The organism is Streptomyces sp. TSRI0107 (assembly GCF_001905845.1).
Classification (GTDB): domain Bacteria; phylum Actinomycetota; class Actinomycetes; order Streptomycetales; family Streptomycetaceae; genus Streptomyces.
On record NZ_LIVZ01000005.1, the window covers coordinates 592,921 to 614,904 of the forward strand.

Annotated in this window: 14 protein-coding genes; 11 read left to right on the forward strand and 3 right to left on the reverse strand. The window is 70.0% G+C overall.

The annotated features are described in order from the left end of the window. Positions 1–19: 19 nt before the first annotated feature. Together AMK31_RS16395 and AMK31_RS16400 are read right to left on the reverse strand one after the other, a co-directional pair. Positions 20–2,335: a hypothetical protein gene (locus AMK31_RS16395; protein ID WP_073941254.1), complete on the reverse strand. Its 2,316-nt coding sequence runs from the start codon at positions 2,333–2,335 to the stop codon at positions 20–22. Between the two features lie 126 nt (positions 2,336–2,461). Then, positions 2,462–2,983, reverse strand: coding sequence for a hypothetical protein (locus AMK31_RS16400; RefSeq protein ID WP_073941255.1), 522 nt, complete (start codon positions 2,981–2,983; stop codon positions 2,462–2,464). 469 nt (positions 2,984–3,452) lie between these two features. On the opposite strand from AMK31_RS16400, the gene AMK31_RS16405 reads away from it, so the two are divergent. The 9 genes from AMK31_RS16405 (at position 3,453) to AMK31_RS16445 (ending at position 14,505) form a co-directional block, all read left to right on the forward strand. Continuing rightward, positions 3,453–3,878, forward strand: a complete 426-nt coding sequence (locus AMK31_RS16405) for a DUF2563 family protein (RefSeq protein WP_073941256.1) — start codon at positions 3,453–3,455, stop codon at positions 3,876–3,878. Positions 3,879–3,880: 2 nt separating this feature from the next. Continuing rightward, entirely contained in the window at positions 3,881–5,656 is a 1,776-nt protein-coding gene (locus AMK31_RS39840; RefSeq protein WP_073941257.1) for a WXG100 family type VII secretion target, read from the forward strand. Between the two features lie 69 nt (positions 5,657–5,725). Continuing rightward, positions 5,726–6,979, forward strand: coding sequence for a S8 family serine peptidase (locus AMK31_RS16415; protein ID WP_385310807.1), 1,254 nt, complete (start codon positions 5,726–5,728; stop codon positions 6,977–6,979). Positions 6,980–7,090: 111 nt separating this feature from the next. Beyond that, positions 7,091–7,441: a WXG100 family type VII secretion target gene (locus AMK31_RS16420; protein ID WP_073941258.1), complete on the forward strand. Its 351-nt coding sequence runs from the start codon at positions 7,091–7,093 to the stop codon at positions 7,439–7,441. A 93-nt stretch (positions 7,442–7,534) separates the two neighbouring features. Further along, the gene (locus AMK31_RS16425; protein WP_073941259.1) at positions 7,535–7,834 is read left to right on the forward strand and encodes a WXG100 family type VII secretion target; all 300 of its coding nucleotides are present in this window, start codon (positions 7,535–7,537) and stop codon (positions 7,832–7,834) included. Positions 7,835–7,925: 91 nt separating this feature from the next. Continuing rightward, the gene (locus AMK31_RS16430; RefSeq protein ID WP_079186847.1) at positions 7,926–9,167 is read left to right on the forward strand and encodes a S8 family serine peptidase; all 1,242 of its coding nucleotides are present in this window, start codon (positions 7,926–7,928) and stop codon (positions 9,165–9,167) included. 8 nt (positions 9,168–9,175) lie between these two features. Next, positions 9,176–10,105 carry a serine/threonine protein kinase gene (locus AMK31_RS16435; RefSeq protein ID WP_073941300.1) on the forward strand — a complete coding sequence of 310 codons (930 nt, stop codon included), beginning with the start codon at positions 9,176–9,178 and terminating at the stop codon, positions 10,103–10,105. A 32-nt stretch (positions 10,106–10,137) separates the two neighbouring features. Further along, positions 10,138–12,333: a protein kinase domain-containing protein gene (locus AMK31_RS16440; RefSeq protein WP_073941260.1), complete on the forward strand. Its 2,196-nt coding sequence runs from the start codon at positions 10,138–10,140 to the stop codon at positions 12,331–12,333. Positions 12,334–12,399: 66 nt separating this feature from the next. After that, on the forward strand, positions 12,400–14,505 hold the full coding sequence (locus AMK31_RS16445; protein WP_073941261.1) for a serine/threonine-protein kinase: 2,106 nt from the start codon (positions 12,400–12,402) through the stop codon (positions 14,503–14,505). A gap of 69 nt (positions 14,506–14,574) precedes the next feature. Here AMK31_RS16445 and eccCa read toward each other — a convergent pair whose 3' ends face one another. Beyond that, positions 14,575–18,549, reverse strand: coding sequence for a type VII secretion protein EccCa (gene eccCa, locus AMK31_RS16450; RefSeq protein WP_073941262.1), 3,975 nt, complete (start codon positions 18,547–18,549; stop codon positions 14,575–14,577). 331 nt (positions 18,550–18,880) lie between these two features. Here eccCa and eccD point away from each other — a divergent pair, with 331 nt between their 5' ends. Both eccD and AMK31_RS16460 read left to right on the forward strand, forming a co-directional pair. Further along, a complete protein-coding gene (gene eccD / locus AMK31_RS16455; protein WP_073941301.1) occupies positions 18,881–20,392 on the forward strand; it encodes a type VII secretion integral membrane protein EccD in 1,512 nt (503 codons plus the stop codon). A gap of 38 nt (positions 20,393–20,430) precedes the next feature. Further along, positions 20,431–21,936 (forward strand): outer membrane protein assembly factor BamB family protein, encoded by a 1,506-nt coding sequence (locus tag AMK31_RS16460; protein ID WP_073941263.1) that lies wholly within the window; start codon positions 20,431–20,433, stop codon positions 21,934–21,936. Positions 21,937–21,984 lie beyond the last annotated feature (48 nt).

The following is a 21,984-nucleotide window of genomic DNA, read 5'->3' on the forward strand; positions in this document are numbered from 1 at the left end:
CTTCGTCGGGCCGGGACGATCAGAAGGCGGCGATGCTACCGGGCGCCTGTCCGTCCACGATGGCGCGTGCGTTGATGTAGCCCTGGCGTGCCGCCTCACGGGCGGTGATGCCGGCGTCGCCGGTGTCCATCGTGTGGTACTTGTCCGCCGCGGTCCGGGCGGCGTCCTCCGTGATGGTCAGGTTCCGCGTCAGGCCTTCCTGCCAGTACTCGCCGCCGGTCTGCTGCGCCTGGTCCATGGCGTGCCCCTCGGCGTCCTTGAACACCGACTCCAGGACGGTGCTGGTGACCGTGCCGGCCGCGCCGCCGACCGCCGCTCCGACCCACGGGGTGGCGACGAAGGACGTACCGACGCCGACCACGGTGCCGACCGTGCCGGAGATGATGTTCTTCTTCTGGGCGACGGCGTGCTCGTACTCCTTGTCCTTGTCCGAGGCCTCCTTGCCGATGTACTCCTGCGCGCCCAGCGCGAGCGTGCCGGACACCTCGCCGGACCGGCCGGCGATCTGCCGGATGACCAGCTCCTCGTCCTCGGAGAGCCGCTGGGCTTCCGGCAGGTCCGGGTTCAGGTGGTAGTCCATCAGCTTGCCCATGTACGCCTTCTGGCCGACCTCGACGGCGGCGTACCCCTCCGGGTTCTGGCCGACGGCGAAGAGCAGCTTGCTCACCGACGCGTGATCCAGCTTGGCCTCCGAACCGGCGACGGGATACAGCTTCTCCACCTCCCGCCACTTGTCCGACTCCGGGTCCCGCTCGACATCGGTCATGGACCGGTTGATGTCCGGCAGGTATTCGGACGTGATCTGTCCGACGCTGTCGGTCATGAACCCCCGGCCGGTGAGCCGCTCCGGATCGTCCGCGATCGACGCGACCAGGCTCTCCATGAGCTTGGCCTGGTCGGCGCTGTGGGCCGGCGTGTCGATGGTCGGCATCTCGCCCGCGGGGTGACCCGTGGTGGCCGCCTCCAGCGCCAGGGCCAGGTTGTTCTCGCCGGTACGGAGATCGTCGCCCTTGAGGTTGGTCTCCTTCGGCCACTCCCGCTCCTCGAAGAGGTACTGGAAGTTGGAGAGCGTGACCTTGCCGTTCTTGCCGTTGCCGTCGGTGTCCCGCTCGAACGGGTTGTCCTTGTCGTCCTTGTTGATGAACTCCTGGTTGAAGAAGTCCGTCGCGGCGTCGGGGCTGTTGGACAGGCCCTTCAGGTATCCGGTGAACGGGTCGGAGCCGCTGTCCTCGCCGATGCGGTTCAGCCAGGGGTCCATGCCCATGTGCTGCCACGCCCTGTTCTCGTGCTCGCCGTTGCCGGTGAGCTTGCGCTCGGTGGCCATGAGCTTGTTGCCGTAGTCCTTCAGGAACTGGTCGTCGTAGTCCCCGGTCCGCATCAGGTTGCTCATGACCTGGAAGCCCATGGGGCCGCCGCCGTTGTTGCCGTAGATCGGCTTGTCGCCGATGTCGACCATCGTGCGCTTCCACTCGGTCATCGCGACCGAGTCGCTCTGCGTGGCGTTGGCGAGCGTCGTGCCCAGGCTGCGCTGCAGATCGTCGAACTTGTCCAGCCGCTCCTGCCCGAGCTCGTAGTTGCCCCGGTGCGGATCGTTGACGCCGGTCCAGAACTCCAGCGTCTTCTGCGGGCCGAGCGTTGTCGCGAACCGCTCGGCGAACAGATCGTCGTTGCCGTACTTGTTGAGCCCGTTGAGGATCCGGTCGAACTCCTCGGGGCTGAGGTCCTTGGGGTCCTTCCGCGCCAGCTTCGCCAGCTCGTCGGCCTGCTTGACGGCCTCGGCGGCGCTGTCCCGGTCCTTGTACGAGGCGTCCGAGAAGCCGAGCTTGCTCTGGTCGGCGATGGCCTGCAGGACGGTCTTGGCCGAGTTGTCGCTCTCGGTCGCCTTGTCGAGGATCTTCTGCAACTGGTCGCGAAGCGCGGTGATCTCGGACTGCTTGTCCTTGTCCTGCTGCGCCCGGCCCTCCGGCGGCACGTTCGTGGTGACGGTGAAGCCGCCCTCGTAGCCGATGACCGTCAGGTTGTTCTTCCGGCCGCCGTCTATCGCGTCGACGAGCTCCTGGTGGTAGCCCTTCAGCTCGGTCCGCGTGTCCTCGAGGATCTTGTGGATCGTCGTCGCCTGCGTGTGCGCGTCGCTGAACTCACCGGCCGTCTTGCCGATGAACTCCTTCGACACCTGTGCGTTCACACCGGCCCAGTCCGCCTTGTTCGCGGCCTGGTGCAGTTCGTCCTCGGCGTCCTTCTTCAGCGTCTCCAGATGCTTGACCAGCGTCGACCAGTCCGTGACGGCGTCGTCGAGCAGCTTGAAGTTGGCGTCGCGCAGAGTTTCGAGGTCCATCGGTCTCTATCCCCAGAAGTTCCGGAAGTGCAGAAGTGTCGAGCAGTGGCTGAGTGAGTCGGTGAGCTGCGTGCCGGGCTCCGGGCGGGACGCCGCGAAACACACCGGCGTCCCCCCCCGCCGCCGCTACTCGTCCTTCTTCTTCTCGTCCTTCTTCTCCCCGTACACGGGGTTCTTCTCGCCGGGCTGCCCGACGCGCTCGTCGAAGCCGGCGTCCAGGGTGTCGATGCTGCTCATCTGGCGCACGATGAAGTTGTCGTCGCCGGCGTGGATCTTCTTCGTGACCTGCAGATGGTTCGTGATCTGCGCGCACGCGTCCATGAGGGACCGGAGCTGCTCCTCCCACCGGTTCGACACGTGCTGCAGCCCCGCCCCGAGCGCGAAGCCCTGCTTCGACAGGTCACTGGCCGCGGAGTCACTGCTGGGGACGGAGACGCGGGCCTTGTCCCACAGCGCGTTGTACAGGGAGTGCGCGGATTTGCTGATCTTCGTCAGCGAAGCGTTCGCGACCTTCAGATCGCCGTACGACGACGGCCCTCCCGCCGTACCCGGCGAACCGTCGCCCGGGTCGAGCTGGTTCAACTGCATCTGCGTGGACTGCTGCTCCGCAGCCTGACTCTTGAGCTGCTCCCACTCGTCCCATGCCATGGGTGGACCCCTTCCCCCGTACTGCTCGGCTCCCGGAGCTCGTGCCGGTTGGATGACTTGGTTCCGGTGCTGTAGTTGAAAGCCAACCTAGCAACCTGGTAGCGGGGGGGCCGGGGGGAGGTCTGATGTGTGCGCTATGTCCGCGGTGAAGGTTCGAGGGGGGCGGGAGGGCGGATGCGGTGGCACAAGGGGGCTGCGAAACCTGTGTAGGTGTTGCGAAGATCGCAGAGGCGGCCTCGCAGCAGGGCGGCCGACGTCGCGGCAAAGCGGCAAATAGGTCAAACGGTGGCGTGTACACGAGACTCGTAACTGAGTTAAGACACACCACGGTTGGACCCGTTGTGCAGGTTGACTAGAGTGGTAAACGCGTTGTCTGACGCGGCTCGCTTTGCGATCGTACGGCGAGCGAGTGGTCGGTCCAGATCTGATCGGGGCCGATGGTTGTCACGGGGAAACGGGGAGGAGCGTCGTGCTTCCAGCGGACGCCAGCAGGAAGGACCTGGAGGTCAGCAGCAAGCTGCTGAAGGACTTCGTCGACCGCGTGGACGCGGTACTCCGGGACCTGGAGGAATCGGCCGGCAACCCGACGAAGGTGGGAGCCCAGACGATCAGGGCGTCGTCGCTGAGCAGCGGGCGGGCCGACCTCTTCCCTGAAGCGCAGAGTCTGTACGCCCAGTACAACAGCGTCCACGAGCAGCTCACCACCTTGTCCAAGACGCTGCACCTGCACATCGAGGCGATCAGCATCGGCGTCAAGGGCGCGGCCAACGGCTACGACAAGCTCGAGGACGACCAGCGTCGGCGGTTCCAGGAGATTCGCTGGGAGCTCGAATCGATGCAGGACGACAAGAGGGGCCAGCACGCCCGCAAGGATAAGTCCGAGATGGGGCTCTGACGATGACCGACGAGCAGCACAAGCAGGACGTGGAGCGTGCCTCCAACCAGAACAACTTCGCCGACATTGCCCGGAACGTCGAGCACTCGAAGGGCGACGGGTTCCTCACCGGGTTTGTGAACGACTCCCTGCGAGCGGTGGTGGGGTCCACCGCTCCGGGCAAGGCCGTCTTCGGTAGCACGGACTTCGGTGCGAAGGATCTCGACCTCAACGAGATGGTCGACCTGGTCGAGCAGACGAACCCCGAGGACCTGGAGTCGTCCGGCAAGGCGCTGTGGGACGCGCGCGACGCCATCAAGGCGGCAGCGGATGAGCTCAGAGGTCGCATCGACAAGATCACATGGGAGGGCCAGGGCGGCAGCGCCTTCGATGATTACGGCGCTGCACTCGTCAAGAGCGCGGATGGAGTGAGCGAGTTCGCTGGAAAGGCGGGAGACCAGCTCTCTGCCGCCGCGGTGGGGCTGGCCTCGGTGCGAGCGGCGATGCCGAAGCGTGACCCGCGGAACCTGAAGCGACCCGATAAGTTCACCGAGGCCGAGAAGACTGAGAAGAAGGACGAGTACGACGCTGCCGTCAAGGTGGAGAAGGACCGCCAAGAGGCGATCAACCAGATGAACCGGTTGGCGTCTTACTACGCGGTCTCCAGCCAGCAGCTCTCGGCATTGCAGGAGAAGCCCCCGACGTTCGGGTCGTTGCCGGGTATGGGGGTGCCGCAGCCCGAACGCACATACAGTGGACCGGGGGCAGCCGGTGCAGCGGCCGGTGGTGCGAGGGGTGATGCGGCCACCTACCACGCGCCGACGGAGTCGCAGGGCCGCTCCGGTGTGGACGGCGTAACCGACACACAGGTTCCCCGCACCTCCGACAGGGGGACGGTCACGTACCCCGACGACGCTGTCGGTACCACCATCGACAGCGTCGGCACTCTGCCGCCGACCACGACGACGCAGCCCACCGGGAACATGCCTCCGGTCACCGGAACGCCGCCTGCGACGGGCGGACAGCCCGGCACCTTCGACAACTACGCGCCCACTGTCCCGGGCAGGGCCAACGGCAAGACCACGGGTGGGACGAGCGGGCCGCGTACTCCTATCACCGCCCAGGGGCGTACTCAGCCCGGTTTGACCAACCCGGCCAATGGGCGCACCACCGGTCCCGGTGCCAACCAGATGGGTCGTCCCACGGCGACGGGCCAGCCGGTTGCCAAGGGAACCGGTCCCGGTTCCAAGCCGTTCCCGATGGGGCAGTCGGGCGTGCACGGAGGCACTCCCCGCCCCGGCGGCACGGCCGCACCGCGGGCGAACACCGGTCCGGCCACTGGTGCCGGGCGGGCGAACGGAGTGGTCGGCGGACGCCCCGCGACCACGGGTGGCGCGTCGGCGAAGGGCGGGCCGAAAGTCCCTCGCGGCACGGTGATCGGTGCGGGTCCGACCGCTGGTGCCCGGCCGTCGACTGGCGGTGCCGGACAGCGTGGCGTCTTCGGCGCGCCTCAGGCCGGCGTAAGGCCTGGTGCCGGCGCCGGTGGTGCTTCTCGTGGCGGTGCCACGGGAGGGACCAAGCCTGTGACAGCCAACCCGGCAGGGCGTAACTCCGCTGTTCAAGCGGAGCGCAACGGCATGACGCGCGGTGGCGCGGGACTCGTCCGGCGGCCTGGTAAGGGCAAGCCTGGCGAGGAGAACGAGACGCAGGGGTCGGAGCGTCCCGACTATGTGGTCGAGGACGAAGAGACGCACCTGCCCAACAAGCCCCGGCGCGATGTGCCGCCGGTCGTCAACTGAGTGCTAGCGAGGATTGACAACGCCATGAAGTCAGGGACGACGCTCCTCGGGACATGGTGCGGCAGGCGGGTGCGTGCTGTGGGCGCGATCGTCGGCACCCTGGCTGCCGTGGGCGTGGGGCTGGCGCCGAACGCCGCTGCCGCCGACGCCAAGTCGCTGCAGTGGTACCTGGATCCGATGAAGACCGAGCAGATGTGGAAGGTCAGCACGGGCGAGGGTGTCAAGGTCGCCGTCATCGACAGCGGGGTGAACGCGAACACGCCGTCGCTGAAGGGGCAGGTGCTGGTCGACGAGGTTCCCAAGTCGGTGTCGTACAAAGTGACCGTCGACGACACTGGCCATGGAACGAGCATGGCGGAGCTGATCGCAGGTACGGGTGACGGAGGCGGCATCCAAGGGTTGGCGCCTGGGGCAAAGATCATCCCTTTCCGGGTGGCGACCGATGGTCAGGCGAACGAGGACATCAAGAGGGCGCCCCAGACACACCAAGCCCTCAGGGCGGCAGCGGATAGCGACGCCAAGATCATTAACATCTCCATCGGCGGCATGTTCAGCGACGAGGACAAGGCCGCGGTCAATTACGCTGCTTCAAAGGGAAAGTTGCTCGTCGCAGCCGTCGGTAACGACGGCTTTCCCGACGCGCCCGCCATACACCCCTACGTACTCGGTGTCGGCGCGGTCGACTCTTCCTACGAGGTGACGAAGTTTTCGGAGAAGTCGTCACACGGCTTCTCCGACCTGGTAGCGCCCGGTGAGGGGGTTCCCACCTGGTGCGACGGGAACTTCAAGTCGTACTGTGAGAAATCCGGAACCAGCCAGGCCACCGCTCTCGTCTCCGCCTCCGCCGCCCTCATCTGGTCCGCCCACCCGGACTGGACCGTCAACCAGGTCACCCGTGCCCTGCTCGACACCGCCGGCCGCGGCTGGCCCAAGGACGATCCGAGCATGTACGCGGGCTACGGACTGATCCGTCCGCGAGTCGTCCTGGCGGACCCCAACTACGACGCCGGCGCGCCGGACGTCGACCCCTTGGCGAAGGTGAACAAGGGTGACGTGCTCGCCAAGGCGGGGGCACGGGACGCGAGCAACACTGACAACACAGGCAGTGGGGACGACGCCTCGTCCGAGCCCTCCGCTTCTGCATCAGGCGCGTCACAGGCCCCGGAAAAGTCTTCAACCGGCGGCACATCGGCGGCAGGATCGAACACGAAGTCGGCCACCGACGACAACAACACCCTGTGGATCGCGCTGGGCGGCGCGGCAGCGGTGATCGTGATCGGTGGAGCCGGTGCGGCCGTGCTGCGGGCGCGGCGCGCCAGGTGATCTGAACCAGCGGTCCGAGCCGAGTGGCCACGCGAGCGTGGGCGACTGGGTGCGGCCTCGCCATCTGAACCAATTCGACCCGAAGACAGACAGACGAAGGGAAGGCTGGCCATGGCTATGGACCAGAAGCTCGAAGATGCAGCAGTAGTCAAGCTGCAGAAGCAGATGTACGAGAAGTACGAGGCCATCCGCAAGCGGGTGCACAACCTTCAGGGCGTCATCGACAGCCTTGAGGGCGGCCAGTGGCAGGGTATCGGTCGTGCTGAGTTCGACAAGAAGCAGTACGAGATCAACGAGTCTCTGGTCAAGATCGGCAACATCCTCGGTGAGGTCATGGAGGCCATGACCACGACGCGCAACATCAAGGACAGCAAGGAAGACGAGGTCCGCGCGGCGGTCAACCGGATCAACCTCCAGGACGGTGCCCCCACCGTTCAGCCGTCTGCTTTCAACTCGATGTGAGCGGCCTGAACCGAGGTCGTTCGGTTCAGGACATCTAGCACGACGGTTCACCCACATCATCCACCGCACACGAGCGAGACAAGGTAGGCAGGCATGAGCCTCAACGGTGACGGGCTTTCCGTCTCTTATGACGCGCTGGACTTCGCGGCCACCAACATCGGCAACGAGGCCAAGGCGCTGGAGCAGGACCTGGCGGAGCTCCGCAAGCTGGTCGAGAGCAGCAAGCAGTACTGGGCGGGTCAGGCCCAGGGCTCCTTCGGCGACAAGCTGGCCCGCTGGGACAAGGAGGCCAACGACATCCACCAGGCGCTGACGGGCATCGGCCACGTCGTCGGCCAGTCCGGTGGTACGTACATGGAAGGCGACAAGAAGGCCGCCAGCTACTTCCTGTAAGAGGACGGCTGGTTCGCAGGACGATCACAGGGTGGGCGCGCGCGGGAGGCGCCCACCCTGCTGTTGTGCACGGAACGGGGCGAGGAACACCATGACGTCAGAGAGGGGCCGGCGCGTGCGTGCCGCGGGCGGCGCTCTGGTGGGGGCCCTGGCCGTGGTCGTCACCACGACCACGGGACTCGCCCCGAACGCAGCCGCGGCCGACGCCCAGTCGAAGCAGTGGTATCTGAAGCCGATGCAGGCCGAGCGGATGTGGAAGGTCAGCACGGGAGAGGGCGTCAAGGTCGCCGTCATCGACACCGGCGTCAACGCCGACACGCCTTCGCTGAAAGGGCAGGTCCTCGTCGACGAGGTCCCCGAGGCCGTGGATTACCGCACCACCGACGACTACACCGGCGACGGCACCACCGTGGCCGAGTTGATCGCGGGTACGGGAGCGGGAGGCGGCCTGAAGGGTCTGGCACCCGGCGCCAAGATCGTTCCGTACCGAGTAGAGCTGGACGCCTTGCAAGTCGGGGCGAAGGAGCAGGAGAAGACCCCCGACCTCTCGGATGCCATCACGGCGGCAGCCGACACGGATGCGAAGATCATCAACTTGTCGCTCACCTGGAAGTGGGTCACCGGCAACGATGAGGCAGCGATCGAATACGCGGCCTCCAAAGGCAAGTTGGTGATCGCGTCCGTCGGGATCGGAGAGGAGCGGAAAGTCGGTTTTCCCTCCGACCGTCCCTACGTGGTGGGAGTGACGTCCAGCGATTCCTCCGGCACGGTGTCGAAGGGCACCGCACAGGGGTACGCCGACCTGGCGGCACCCGGCGAGAAGATCCCGCGCTGGTGTGACGAGACCTTCCGCTCCTACTGCGTCGGCGAACCGGACACACGGACGGCCGCCGCCCTCGCCTCCGCCTCGGCCGCGCTGATCTGGTCCGCGCACCCCGACTGGACGGTGAACCAGGTCACCCGGTCGCTGATCGACACGGCCGGCCGCTCGTGGGCGAAGGACGACCCGAGCCGGTATGCGGGCTATGGACTCGTGCGCCCCCGCAAGGTCCTGGAGAACGCCGATTACGACCCCGGTCCCGCGGACGTCGACCCGCTCGCGAAGGAGAACGGCGGCGACCTGCTGGCCGACTCCGCCGCGGAGAACTCGTCTGCACCGGACGACGACGCGGACCGGTCCTCGGCGGAGGCGTCGGTCGTCGAGGCATCGGCGACACCGTTCCGCAACCACTACCACCCCCTCTGGCTCTCCCTCTCCGCCGCGGCCACGGTCATCGGTCTCGCCACCACGGGAATCGCGGTCCTGCGGTTGCGGCAGGAGCGGGGGAGGTGACGGGGCAGATGCGGAAACAGCGACAGATCGGTCCGTACACCGTCGTCACCCGACTGGACAGCGGAAGCACCGCCCCGGGCGCCGCCCCGCCCGAGCACCGCTTCATCGCCCGCAGCCCCGACGGAGACCGCACCGTCCTGGTCGGCACGCCCTTGGCCACCACGGACGCACAGCGGTTCATGACCGAGGCCGACACCGCCCGCTACCTGGTCGGTCCCTGGATCCTCCCGACCACCGAACTGGCCGCCCACGGCGACCGGCCCTGGCACGCCCGGCCCTATCTTCCCGCCCTTCCGCTCCCCACCGCGCTCTCCGTGTACGGGGGGACCCTGCCCGAACGCACCGTGCGTGCCCTGGGAGTCGCACTGGCCGAGACCCTGGCCGTTCTGCACGGGCAGCAGCTGGCCCACGCGGGCATCTGCCCCGCCGCCGTCCTCCTCGCCGCGGACGGCCCCCGGCTCACCTGCTTCGGAGCCGTTCGCGCGGCCGCCCCGGACGGGACGCCCCGCCGTGAGGTGCCCGGGCTGGACGCCGGCAGCCTTCCGCCCGAGCAGGCGGCCGGTGGCCAACCGCGGCCCATGGGCGACGTCTACGCCCTGGGCGCGACCCTCGCCTACGCCGCCACCGGTCACACGGCACCCGCCCGGGAGGAACTGCCCCCGGTACTCCGCTCGATCGTTCCGCGCTGCCTGGCCCGTGATCCCGCCCACCGGCCGCAACTCGTGGAACTCATCGAGGTGTTGGCGGAACATGGTGTGCAGGTTCCGGCAGACTCCAGTCCCGGGACCCGAGCCGAGGCACTGCTCACCCCCGGCTGGCTGCCTGCACCGGTCGTCGCCGCCCTCGCCCATCAGTCGGCGGCCGTGCTCTCCGCGGAGATCCAGCTGCCTCCGCAGCCCCGCGCCCCGGCCCCCGCCGTCGCCCTCCCCGGCCACTGACGGACCCCCGGCCACTGACGAACAAGAAGCCCATGCCCCTCCCCCTCACCCACGACGACCCCGTCGCCCTAGGCCCCTACCGGCTCATCGCCCGGCTGGGCAGCGGCGGCATGGGGACCGTGTACGCGGCACGCTCCGCCGGCGGGCGTACGGTCGCGCTCAAGACCATGCACGCCGCCATCGCCGCCGATCCGGCCGCCCGTACCCGCTTCCGGCTGGAAGCCGACGCGGCCAGGGTCATCGGCGGCGAGTTCGGCGCACGGGTGGTGGACGCCGATCCGCTCGCCCCCACGCCCTGGCTGGCCACGGAGTACGTACTCGGGCCGCCGCTGGACGAGGCCGTCGAGACCTCGGGGCCGCTGCCCGAGGAGGCCGTACGCGCGCTGGGCGCCGCCCTGTGCTCGGCGCTCGGCCGGCTGCACGGCTCGGAAGTCGTCCACCGCGATCTCAAGCCGTCCAACATCCTGGTCACCGCCTACGGGCCGAAGCTCATCGACTTCGGCATCGCGCGGGCCATCGGCGACGACCGGCTCACCCGGGTCGGCGCCGCGGTCGGCACGCCGGCCTTCATGTCCCCGGAGCAGGCGACCGGGCAGGACCACGACGCGGCGGGAGACGTCTTCGCGCTCGCCGGAGTGCTCGTCTTCGCGGCCACCGGGCGGGCGCCGTTCGGTCACGGCCAGACCCAGGACCTGCTCTACCGGGTCCGGTACGCCGACCCGGACCTCACCGGCGTACCCGCCGCTCTCGTTCCCGTCCTGGCGCAGTGCCTGGACAAGAACCCTTTCCAGCGACCGACCACCGCCGAACTGGCCGCCCGGCTCCACGACGGCACCGGTCACTTCGCCGGCCATCTCCCCGATGCGCTGCTCGCGGAGATCGCCCGTCGCGCGACCGAGGTCTGGCACATCACCCCGCAGCGGCTCCCCGCCCCGTCTCCTGAGGAGGCAGGTGACGCGCCGGAGCCCGCAGTGATGTCCCGGCGGCGACTGCTGCTGGCGGGCAGCGGCCTGACGGTGGCCGCGGTGGCCGCCGGCGCGGGAGCCTGGGCGTGGAGCCGGCGGCCGGCTTCGGAACCGGCTCCACCCGTCGTCGGCCCGAGCAACAGCGTGCTGCCCACCAAGGACCTCGACTCGATCTGGCAGCGGCAGATCTCCGACCCGGCGTACGACCATCCGGCCGAGCCGCTCGTCGTACGGGACCTGGTCAGCGTGGTGACAGGCTCGGGGCTGGCCGGAATCGACGCCACTACAGGGGACGTCCGGTGGACGACGGGGAACTCCGAGCCACCGTGGATCGTGGCGACGGACGGCGAGCGGATCGTGCGGCTCGCGGAGGGGGCCGACGAGGAGGAGGGCAAGGCCGGCGGGCCTCCGATGATGCTCGTGTCCCTGAACCCCGCGACCGGCAAGGCCGGGGAAACCTTCGCGTCGTTCACGGATCTCAACGGCGCCATGCTCTATGACCAGCTCCTGTGCACGGCCGACGGCGTCGCGTACGTCGCGGCGGGCCGGGGCAAGCACGATGTCTATTTCCGGGCGTCGCAGTCCTGGTTCCTGCTCGCCGTCGACCTCGGCACCGGAAAGCGGCTGTGGACCGTGCCGCTGCCCGGCCGTGCGGACGGATCGGAGCGCCTGTACTTCCTCACGGCTCGTGTCGTGGGCCGCCATCTGGTGGCGCTGCGGGAGACCAACGACGGCAAGGTGCGCGTCGTCGTCCATGACACCCGCACGGGTGCCGTCCGCTGGGAGAAGCCGCTCGACGGCCGGTCACCGGACCGCCTGCGGCAGCCCCTCGCGGCCGACTCCCGCAACCTCTACCTGGGCACCGGCCGCCTCCAGGCACTCCGGCTGAGCGACGGCAGCCAGGTGTGGGACTCCTCGACGGAACGCCCCGGTCGCACCTATGGCCTTCCGGCCGTCAAGGACGGTGTGGTGTACGCCGTCGAGAAGGGCCTCGGCCTGGTCGCGGTGGACGCCGGCAGTGGACGGGTCACCTGGGAGGAGAAAGGCGGCGGGGGAGCGAAGGCGGACCTGACGGCGGCCCCCGTCATCGGGACCGACCACGTCTACAGCAGGCGGTCCTCGGAACTCTGGGCGATCGATCTCTCGTCCCGTACACCCACTCGCTCCTACGGGACCACCGGCGACCGTTTCGTCGCTCATGAGAAGGCAGAGGTGACCGTCGCGCTCGGCGGCAAGTTCCTCGCCGCCTTCCCCTTGGAGTAAGCGGCCACTTGGAGTAAGCGGCCACCGGACCCGACGACCCCGATCCCGACAGAAGGCTGATCAGCGATGAAACCCCTGGGCACCGGCGACCCCCTCCGCCTCGGGCCGTACCGCCTGCTCGGCGTGCTCGGCGAGGGCGGCATGGGCAAGGTCTACGTCGGCCAGGACCGGGCCGGAGCCGTCGCCGCGGTGAAGGTGCTCCGACCGGAACTCGCCCACGACCAGAACCTGTCCCAGCGCTTCGTCCGGGAGGCGCTCGCGGCCAAGGCGGTCCGCAGTCCCGGCGTGGCGGCGGTGCTGGGGGCCCAGACCGAGGGCGGGCGGCCCTGGATCGCCACCGAGTTCCTCGCCGGACTCACGCTGGACGAGGCGGTCGACAAGTACGGCCCGCTCGACGAGGAGAGGCTGCGTGCCCTGGCCACGTCGATCGCCCGCACGCTGACGGACGTCCACACCGCCGGGTTCATCCACCGCGACCTCAAGCCCCAGAACATCGTCCTGACGGCGACCGGGCCGCGGCTCATCGACTTCGGCATCGCGCGCCCCGAGCACGGGCTGACGCTCACCACCACCGGTCAGGTCCCGGTCACACCGGGGTACGGCGCCCCCGAGCAGGTCCTGGGCCGGCGGGTGACGCCCGCCGCGGACGTGTTCTCCCTGGGTGCCGTCCTCGTCTACGCGGCGACCGGGCAGCGCGCCTTCCAGGGCGGCCACGTGGCCGCGGTGCAGTACGAGGTGGTCCACGGTGAGCCGCAGTGGCACGGACTGCCGCCTCACCTGCACGCTCTGATCGCGCCCTGCCTCGCCAAGGAAGAGGCCGCACGACCGGGCCTCGGACAGATCGCCGCGGCGTTCGGCGCTCCCAAGAGCGGCAAGCGAGTGTGGATGGGCGGTCCGTGGGCGGAGGAGATCAAGGACCGTGAGAGCCGCATGCGGAGGCTCGCCGCGCCGCCGGTGCCCGACGCCCCCGCCACGGCCACCGCTTCCCCCGGTGTGTCCCGACGCCGACTGCTCACCGGCCTGGCCGCCGGCGGCGCCGTACTGACCGTGGGCGGCGCCGCGACGGGGTGGTGGCAGCTCCAGGAGAAGTCACGCAAGGAAGCGCGAGAGGCCCTGTTCTCCCTGCCGGACGCCGTGCGGACACCGCAGGCCCGTCTGCTCGACGCGGATGCGGGTGACTACATCGTCGACGGGTCCCCGAAGGCACTGTGGAGCGTCGACACGGTGGTGGACTCCGAATCCCCCGCTCCGCTGCCTGTGCGGGACGTCGTCGTCATCGGAGCGTTCGGAGGTGTCGCGGCCCACAACGTCGTCGACGGCAAGCGGCGCTGGGAGCGGTCGGGTCTGCTGTCCGGCGAGTATCTGTCGCTGTCCGATCAGCTGATCGCCGCCATCGACACGAAGGGGACGCTGGTGACCTTCGTGCCGTCGACCGGTGAGCCCAGATGGACCGCGGACGTCGGCGCGAAGGCCCTGCTGGCCGCGGACAAGGAGCTCGTGTACGTCCTGACGGAAGACGGCCGGGTACGCGGTGTGCGGCGCTCGGACGCCACGATCCGCTGGACGGCGAAGCTCCCGGCGGCGCATCGCGGCAAACTCTCCAAAAAGGCGGTGCCGGGCGGCGGCCGTCTGGTGCTCCCGACCACGGACGGCCATGTCCTGGCCCTGGCGTCGGAGGACGGGCGCTTCGCCTGGGAGCGGCGCGACCAGGCCGAGAAGGCGGCGATCGTACCTGCCGTCGACGGTGAGACCGTGTACGTCAACGGCAGGACGCTGAGCGCGTGGAAGGCGTCGGACGGCACCGAGGTCTGGTCGCAGCGGACCACCGACATGTACGACATCCCCGCCGAATGGGGACCGGTGACCGTCCATGAGGGCTCCGTCTACTCGACGGGCGGCATGTTCCCGGAACGGCGTCTCGTCGGCGACGGTGCCAAGATATGGAGTTCCAGGCGTGACGGCATGGCTGCCGGCCGTCTCCTCGTCCAGGGAACCGGTGTGTGGATGATCGACGACTCGATCGACACCAGTGTGCACGCGGTGAACGTGGAGGACGGCTTTCCCGGCTGGACCTACGAACTGCCCGAGGCCGAGCGGAAGGACCTGGCGGTCGGCGGCAACAGGGCTTTCGTCAGGCACGGCGCCTCGCTCCACGCCCTCCCCGTCTTCTGACCCCCGCCCAACGGCAACGGGGCCGCCCCACCGAAGCAGAGCGACCCCGAAGCCGAACCGGCGACGACCTCACCGAAGCGGATCCGCCACCAACCCCACCTGAACCAACGGCTTCCCCCGCTTCCGCGACACGAACACGCCCCGGCCCGCGGGCATCGGGCGCGGCCGTACGCCGCCCAGCAGATCGCCCTCGCCGGAGTCGCCGGCGAGGACCACGCCCTGGGCGCCGAGTTCCTTCATGCGCTGCATGAACGGCTCGTAGGCCGCGCGGCCCGCGCCCGCGGTGGAGCGGGCGATGATGAAGCGGACGCCGACGTCCCGGGCGAACGGGAGCATCTCCGTGAGGCCGGCCAGCGGGTTGCCGCTGGACGTGGACACCAGGTCGTAGTCGTCGATGACGATGTACACCGTGGGGCCCTGCCACCAGCTGCGGTCGCGCAGCTGCTCGGGGGTGACGTCGGCGGTCGGCGTGCGGCGCTGCATCAGGTTGACCAGCGCGTCCATGTGGTGCTGCATCTGGTTGGACATGGGGATGTACTCCGCCAGATGCGAGTCCGGGGTCACGCCGAGCAGCGAACGCCGGTTGTCGACCACGAAGAGCTTCGCCTCGTTGCCGTCGTAGCGCTCGGTGATCCGCTGGATGAGCAGCTTGAGCAGGTTCGACTTGCCGGACTCGCTCTCGCCGAAGACGAGGAAGAACGGGTCCTGCTCGAAGTCGACGAACACCGGCTCGAGGTTGTCCTCGTCGAGGCCGAAGGCGACGCCGCGGTTGGGGAAGCGGTTGCCCGGCGGGAGCTGCTGCGCGGGGAACTCGCGCGGCAGCAGCCGTACCTCCGGGGCACCCGGCTGCTGCCAGTGCCGGGAGACCTCCGCGGCGAGCGCCTGCGTCGCCTCGGCCAGGTCGGTGTCGGAGGACAGACCGTCTATGCGGGGTACCGCCGCCATGAAGTGCTGCCGCTGCGGGGTCTGGCCGCGGCCCGGGACGCCGGTCGGCACGTTCGCCGCGACCTTGCGGTCGAACTCGGAGTCCATGGGGTCGCCGAGCCGCAGCTCCAGGCGGTTCATCAGGTGGTCCTTGAGGTTGGAGCGGACCTCCATGGAGCGCGACGCGGTGAGGATCAGGTGCATGCCGTAGCCGAGGCCGCGCGCCGCGATGTCCAGGACCGCCGGTTCGAGACCGTCGTAGTCCTGGCGGAAGTTGCCCCAGCCGTCGATGGCCAGGAAGACGTCGCCCCACGGCTGGTCGGTCGTGGAGATGTCGCCGCGGGCGCGGCGGGCGCGGAACTCGGCGATCGAGGAGATGCCCGAGGTGCGGAAGTACTCCTCGCGGCGGGTCATGATGCCGTACACCTCGGCGACCGTACGCCGGACCTTCTCCGGGTCGAGGCGTGAGGCGACGCCGCCGACGTGCGGCAGGCCCGCCACGGACGCCAGACCGCCACCACCGAAGTCCAGGCCGTAGAACTGGACTTCCTGCGGGGTGTGGGTGAGCGCGAACGAGGCGACGATCGAGCGCAGCAGGGTCGACTTGCCGGACTGCGGACCGCCGAGGATCTGCATGTGGCCAGCCGCGCCGCCGAAGTCGGTCCACAGCGGGTCACGGCGCTGCTCGTACGGCTTGTCGACGATGCCGACGGGGATGACGAGCCGGCCCGCGCCCTCGTACCCGGGCTGGGTGAGGCCACGGCCGGGCACGGCGGCCAGGCCGGGCAGCAGGGAGTCCAGCGACGGCGGGCTGTCCAGCGGCGGCAGCCACACCTGGTGGGCCGCCGGGCCCTGCGCCTCCAGCCGCCGCACGATCACGTCGAGCACGGTGTCGGCGAGCGCGTCGTCGGTCTGGTCGGGCTCCTCCTCCTGCCGCTGCTGCGGCACCGCCACGTACTGCACGGGCACCGGCGCCGCCGTGAACAGCACGGGCCGGCGGTCCACCGGGAGCGGGCCGCCGTACGACGCGGCCTGCTGGGCGCTGGAGCGGTACACGCCGGAGACGTACGCCGCCTTGAAGCGGACCATCTCGTCCGTGCCGTACTTCAGGAAACCTGAACCCGGCACGTTCGGCAGCTCGTAGGCGTCCGGGACGCCGATCGCGGCACGCGACTCGGCCGCCGAGAAGGTGCGCAGACCGATCCGGTAGGAGAGGTAGGTCTCCAGGCCGCGCAGCCGGCCTTCCTCCAGGCGCTGCGAGGCCAGCAGCAGGTGCACGCCCAGCGACCGGCCGATACGGCCGATCTGCACGAACATCTCGATGAAGTCCGGCTTGGCGGTGAGCAGTTCGCTGAACTCGTCGATGACGAGGACGAGCGAGGGGATCGGCTGGAGCGCGGCACCGGCCGCGCGGGCCTTCTCGTAGGCGTGGATGTTGGCGTAGTTGCCCGCGTCGCGCAGCATCTCCTGGCGGCGGTTGAGCTCACCGCGGATCGAGTCGCCCATGCGGTCGACGAGGGTCAGGTCGTCGGCGAGGTTGGTGATGACCGCGGCCACGTGCGGCATCTGGGACATGCCCGCGAACGTCGCACCGCCCTTGAAGTCGGCGAGGACGAAGTTCAGCGTCTCGGAGGAGTGGGTGACCGCGAGACCGAGGACCAGCGTGCGCAGCAGCTCCGACTTGCCGGAACCGGTCGCGCCGACGCACAGGCCGTGCGGGCCCATGCCCTCCTGCGCCGCCTCCTTCAGGTCGAGCATCACGGGCCGCCCGTCCTCGCCGACACCGATCGGCACCCGCAGCCGCTCGGACTGCGAACGCGGCCGCCAGGTGCGCCGCGGGTCGACGGTGGCCGCGTCCCCGAGGTTCAGCAGATCGGTGAACTCCAGGTTGGCCAGCAGCGGTTCGTCGTCGTCCCCGCCGGAGGCCATGCGCAGCGGCGCCAGCTGCCGGGCGAGCGCCTCCGCCGCCTCGTAGGACAGGACGTCCGGGGTGCCCTCGTAGACCATGCCGTGCGCCGACTCCAGGCGCAGCTCGCGCGGGTGCACGACGATGGACAGGTCGCCGCGTCCGGTGGTGAGTTCGCCGGGCACGACCTCCAGGACCGTCACGCCCTGCAGCCCCTCCGGGCTGGCGAGCAGCGAGGTCGGCGGCAGGGAGACACCGTCCAGGACGACCACCAGGTGCGGCTGTTCGGGCACCGGCGGCGCGCTCGGGTGGAAGCGCGGGCGGCCCTGGAGCCGGGCGCCCAGCAGGTCCTCCAGCTCGATGGGGTTCGTGGTGATCAGACGCAGGCTGCCGGCGCCGTCCGCCTCGCCCCTGGCCTGTACGTGCGGCAGCCACTTCGCCCACTCCCACTCGGGCGCGGACTCCCGCCCGGTGGCGACGGCGATGACGAGGTCCTCGGGGGAGTGCAGCGAGGCCAGGGCGCCCGTCACCGCGCGGGCGGCGCCGCGCACGGTGACCGGCTCACCGCTGATCGACACGTGGTAGAAGGCCCGCAGCGAGACCGCCATCGGCAGGTCCTCGAGGGTGCTGTGCGTGGCCAGGAAGCGCTGCATGGCGCCCGCCGTCAGCGGCTCCAGCTGGTCCACCGGCGCGGTCTCCGGCGGGAGCAGCGGGGTGGCCAGAGACTGCGCGCCGAGGCCCACGCGCACCTGCCCGAAGTCCTCGTCGCCGGCCCGGCGTTCCCACACCCGGCTGCCCTCGGCGACCAGCGCCCACAGTTGCTCCGGCGAAGGGTGCAGGTAGTACTGGGCGTCGCGCTGCGTCTTGGCGGTCTTCTGCGCCGTACGCCGGGTCTGCGACAGGTACCGCAGGTAGTCGCGGCGGATGTCGGCGATCTGCCCCTGGCTGCCCCGCCGGTAGCGGATCAGCATCGCGATGCCCATCGCGATGGTGGAGGCGATCATCACCATGCCCATGATCTTCATGAAGGGCTGGGCCTGCGGGTTGAAGAAGAACACCACGGACCCGCCCATGCCGAGCATGGGCAGAAGCTGCATCAGGGCGCCTTCCCGCTCCCCGCGCGGCAGCTCCGGCGGCGGTTGCAAGACGACCTCGTTCGTGGGCACTTCCCGCGGCAGAGCCCTCGGTGGGCGCTTGACGACGATGTGGCTCACTTCGCACCAATTCCCTTGCCGGACCGACCGTTCCGTGCGCCGCCCCGTGTCCGGCGAACGTCGATCGCGAAGCGCGATCCTACTGACAACCACTGACAACGGTGGGCGGTAGGGTGCCCGTGAGACGTGTGAGCAGTTGCGAATCGGGCGCCAGAAAACCAGACATTCCGCACTGTTCGTGGTGAGTGCCCGCCGCCTGAACCCGGGCAGCACGGCGCGTGCGACCGGCGGCACGGGCGGCAGCGCACAACCTACACAGGATCGTTACAGGCGATCGCGCGCTCGACGGCGCGAACGCCGTACCACCGACGAGGGGGAACAGCAGGTGAGCATGACGGCCTCCGCGCCGACCGGCGCGACCGGCGGAGCGGGCACCGGAGCCCCTTCCGGGGCCGGCACCGGGTTCGGGTTCTGCCGAGTCACCATCGTGGCACCGGACAGCCGTATCGACGTGGCGCTGCCCGACGACGTGTCAGTCGCCGATCTCTACCCGGAGATCCTGCGGCTCTCCCGGCAGAGCCCCGCCGAGGGCGCCCCGGTCGGCTACCACCTCGTGCGCCGGGACGGCACCGTCCTCGACGGCTCCCGTTCGTTCGCGGCCCAGCGCATCCTGGACGGCGAGCTGCTGACGCTGCGTCCGTTCGCCGAGTCGCTGCCGCCCGCGGTGCACGACGACGTCTCCGAGGCGGTCGCCTCCGCCGTGACCGAGGACCGCACCCTGTGGAGCGGCACCCTCACCCGCGCCGCCGGCCTGGTCGCCGGCGGAGTCCTGCCCGCGCTGCTCGCGTTCGTGGTGTGGAGCTCGGAGATCCGCCACGACATGAACAGCCTCCAGGGCATCCTGGCCGCCGTCACCGGCGTCCTGCTGGTCACCATCGCGTGCGTCCGCGCCCGGGTCTACGACGACCGCGGCTCGGCCGTCGCCCTGGGTCTGGGCGCCCTGCCGAACATCGCCGTGGCCGGCTCCGGACTGCTCCCGCTGTCGGAGGGCCAGGGCATCGGACGCCTGCAGTTCCTGCTCGCGTGCGCGGCCGTCCTCGTCGCCGCACTGGTCCTCACGCTGGTGTCGCCCAGCGGCGACGGCCCCTTCGTGGCGTTCGTGTTCGCCGCCACGATCGGCCTGCTGACCACGTTCGTCGCGATGCTCACGCATCTGAAGCCCATCGAGACGGCCGCCGTCTGCGCGCCGCTCGCGGTCTGCGCCCTCGCGTTCTTGCCCGGCCTGTCCATGCGCTTCGCCCGGCTGCCCATCGGCTTCGAACCGCCGAACCCCGGCCGCGGCTACACCACCGAGGAGCCCACCGCCCAGCACGAGCCCGTCGACGCCCAGCGCATCGCCGCCCAGGTCCGCCGCGGTCACGAACTCCTCGTCGGCCTCGTCGGCGGCTGCGCGCTCGTCACGGTCGGCGCGTCCATCGTCCTCGGCTTCTCCGACAACGTGTGGGCGCAGCTCCTCGCCCTCGCCACCGGCATCGCCATGCTGATGCGCGCCCACCTGTTCCGGTACACCGCGCAGGTCGGCGCCACGCTCGCCGCCGGTCTCGCCGCCCTCGTCTTCCTCGGCCTCGGGCTCGCCCTGAACCCGCCCGTGGAGTTCCTGCGCGACGCCCTCCAGGGCGACACCACCGGCCTCGACATCCGCTCGGTGTGGCTCGCCGCCGCGATCGCCGCGACCGCCGCCCTGCTGACCGCGATCGGTCTGATCGCCCCGCGCAGCGGCGTCACCCCCTTCTGGGGACGCTTCACGGAGATCGCCGAGACGTTCGTCCTGCTGACGCTGGTCCCGCTGGCCCTCGCCGTGTTCGACGTGTACGCGTCCGCGCGGTCCATGGCCGGCAACTGAGCCGCCGCCCGCGACGACCAGCGAAGGGATCACCCAGCGTGAGCTTCGGCCCGCCTCCGTCCGTGTTCACCCAGTCCGTGACGGCCGACCGGCAGCGCAGGAAGCGCCGTACGATCCTGCTCACCGCCGTCGTCGCGGTCGCGGTGCTGGCGGCGTCCGCCGCCGCGTGGCTGTGGTGGCCCGAGACGGCGCCCGAGGACCCCAAGCCCGCGGCCGCGGCCGGCCAGGACAGGCTCGACGTCCGCGAGACCGTCGAGCGGCGCCCGGCAAGCCCCCGGGGCGTCATGGCCGTCCGGTTCTCCGCCGACGACATGGGCCCCGGCGAGCGCTACGAGCTGCCCGGCCTGTGGGCCACGGACAAGATCCTCGCCCGGGGCGTCAACCAGACCCTCATCGGCCTGAAGATGGGCACGGACGCGGCCGTCGGCGACGAGGCCTGGAAGCTCCGGCTCGGCGGCCCGATCTGCGGCAAGACCCGCCATGTCACCGTCGAGAACCGAACCGCCGTCCTCTTCCGCGACAGCGGGGACAAGGACTCCCTCTGCAACCACGTCGCCTTCGTCGACCTCGACGACGGCAAGCTGGTGTGGCAGTCCGACTTCCCCGTCTCCGGGACCGGCGCCGACACCCCCGACGACGCCGTCGGCCAGGAGAAGCCGGGCGTCACCCTGACGCACGCCACCGTCGCGGTCACCTGGGGCGGCGGCACGGACGCGTACGACATGGACGGCGGCAAACTGCGCTGGCGGGCGAAGCCGGGCGAGAACTGCCACTCCAGCGGCGCGGGCGGCGGCCGTGCCCTCGTCGTCCGGTACTCCTGCCGTCAGGCGGACGGCGACGGTGGCACGTTCGAGGTACGCGGACTCGACCCGAGGACCGGCGCGGCCAAGTGGACGTACGAGCCCGTCGCCGGCGTCGGCGACGTCCGGATCGTCTCCGCCGCCCCCGTCGTCCTCGCCACCTCGGCCGGCGACATCGACATCACCGAGATCATCTCGCTGGACGAGCGTGGCAAGTACCGCACCACCGTCCCGCTGCAAGGCGGCGCGTACGTCGCCGAGTGCACCGACGAGCTCGACTACCTCGCCGCCGACGAGTGCCCGTCCGTCGTGGTCGGCGCCGGGCAGGTGTTCCTGACCAGCAAGGAACAGGGCGACATCATCAAGAACGCCAACTGGATCGTCGGCTTCGACCTGGTCACGGGCAACTCCGTCAAGAAGTTCGAATCCGGCCGGGACGCCCTGCTCCGCCCCCTGCGGATGAGCGGCGACCAGCTCCTCGCGCTGCGCACGAGCAGCGACGACATCTCCCCGATGGGCCTGGTCAGCCTCGACCCGAAGACCGGCGCGGAGACCCCGTACCTCTACTTCGACCTGCCCGCCGAAGGCACGCCCCTGACCTCCCTGTCGCTGGCCGACACCGTCGTCCAGGACGGCCGCCTCTTCTTCGGCGCCCGAGCGGCCGAGCTCCCGTCCGGAAGCGGCAAGGCATGGGTGTGGCTGGCCCTGGGCGTCGAGAGCGACGCTGCCAAAAGGCAGCCGTAGAACGACGGCGTACGCGCGCGTGGGCTTCGGACACGGCCCACGCGCGCG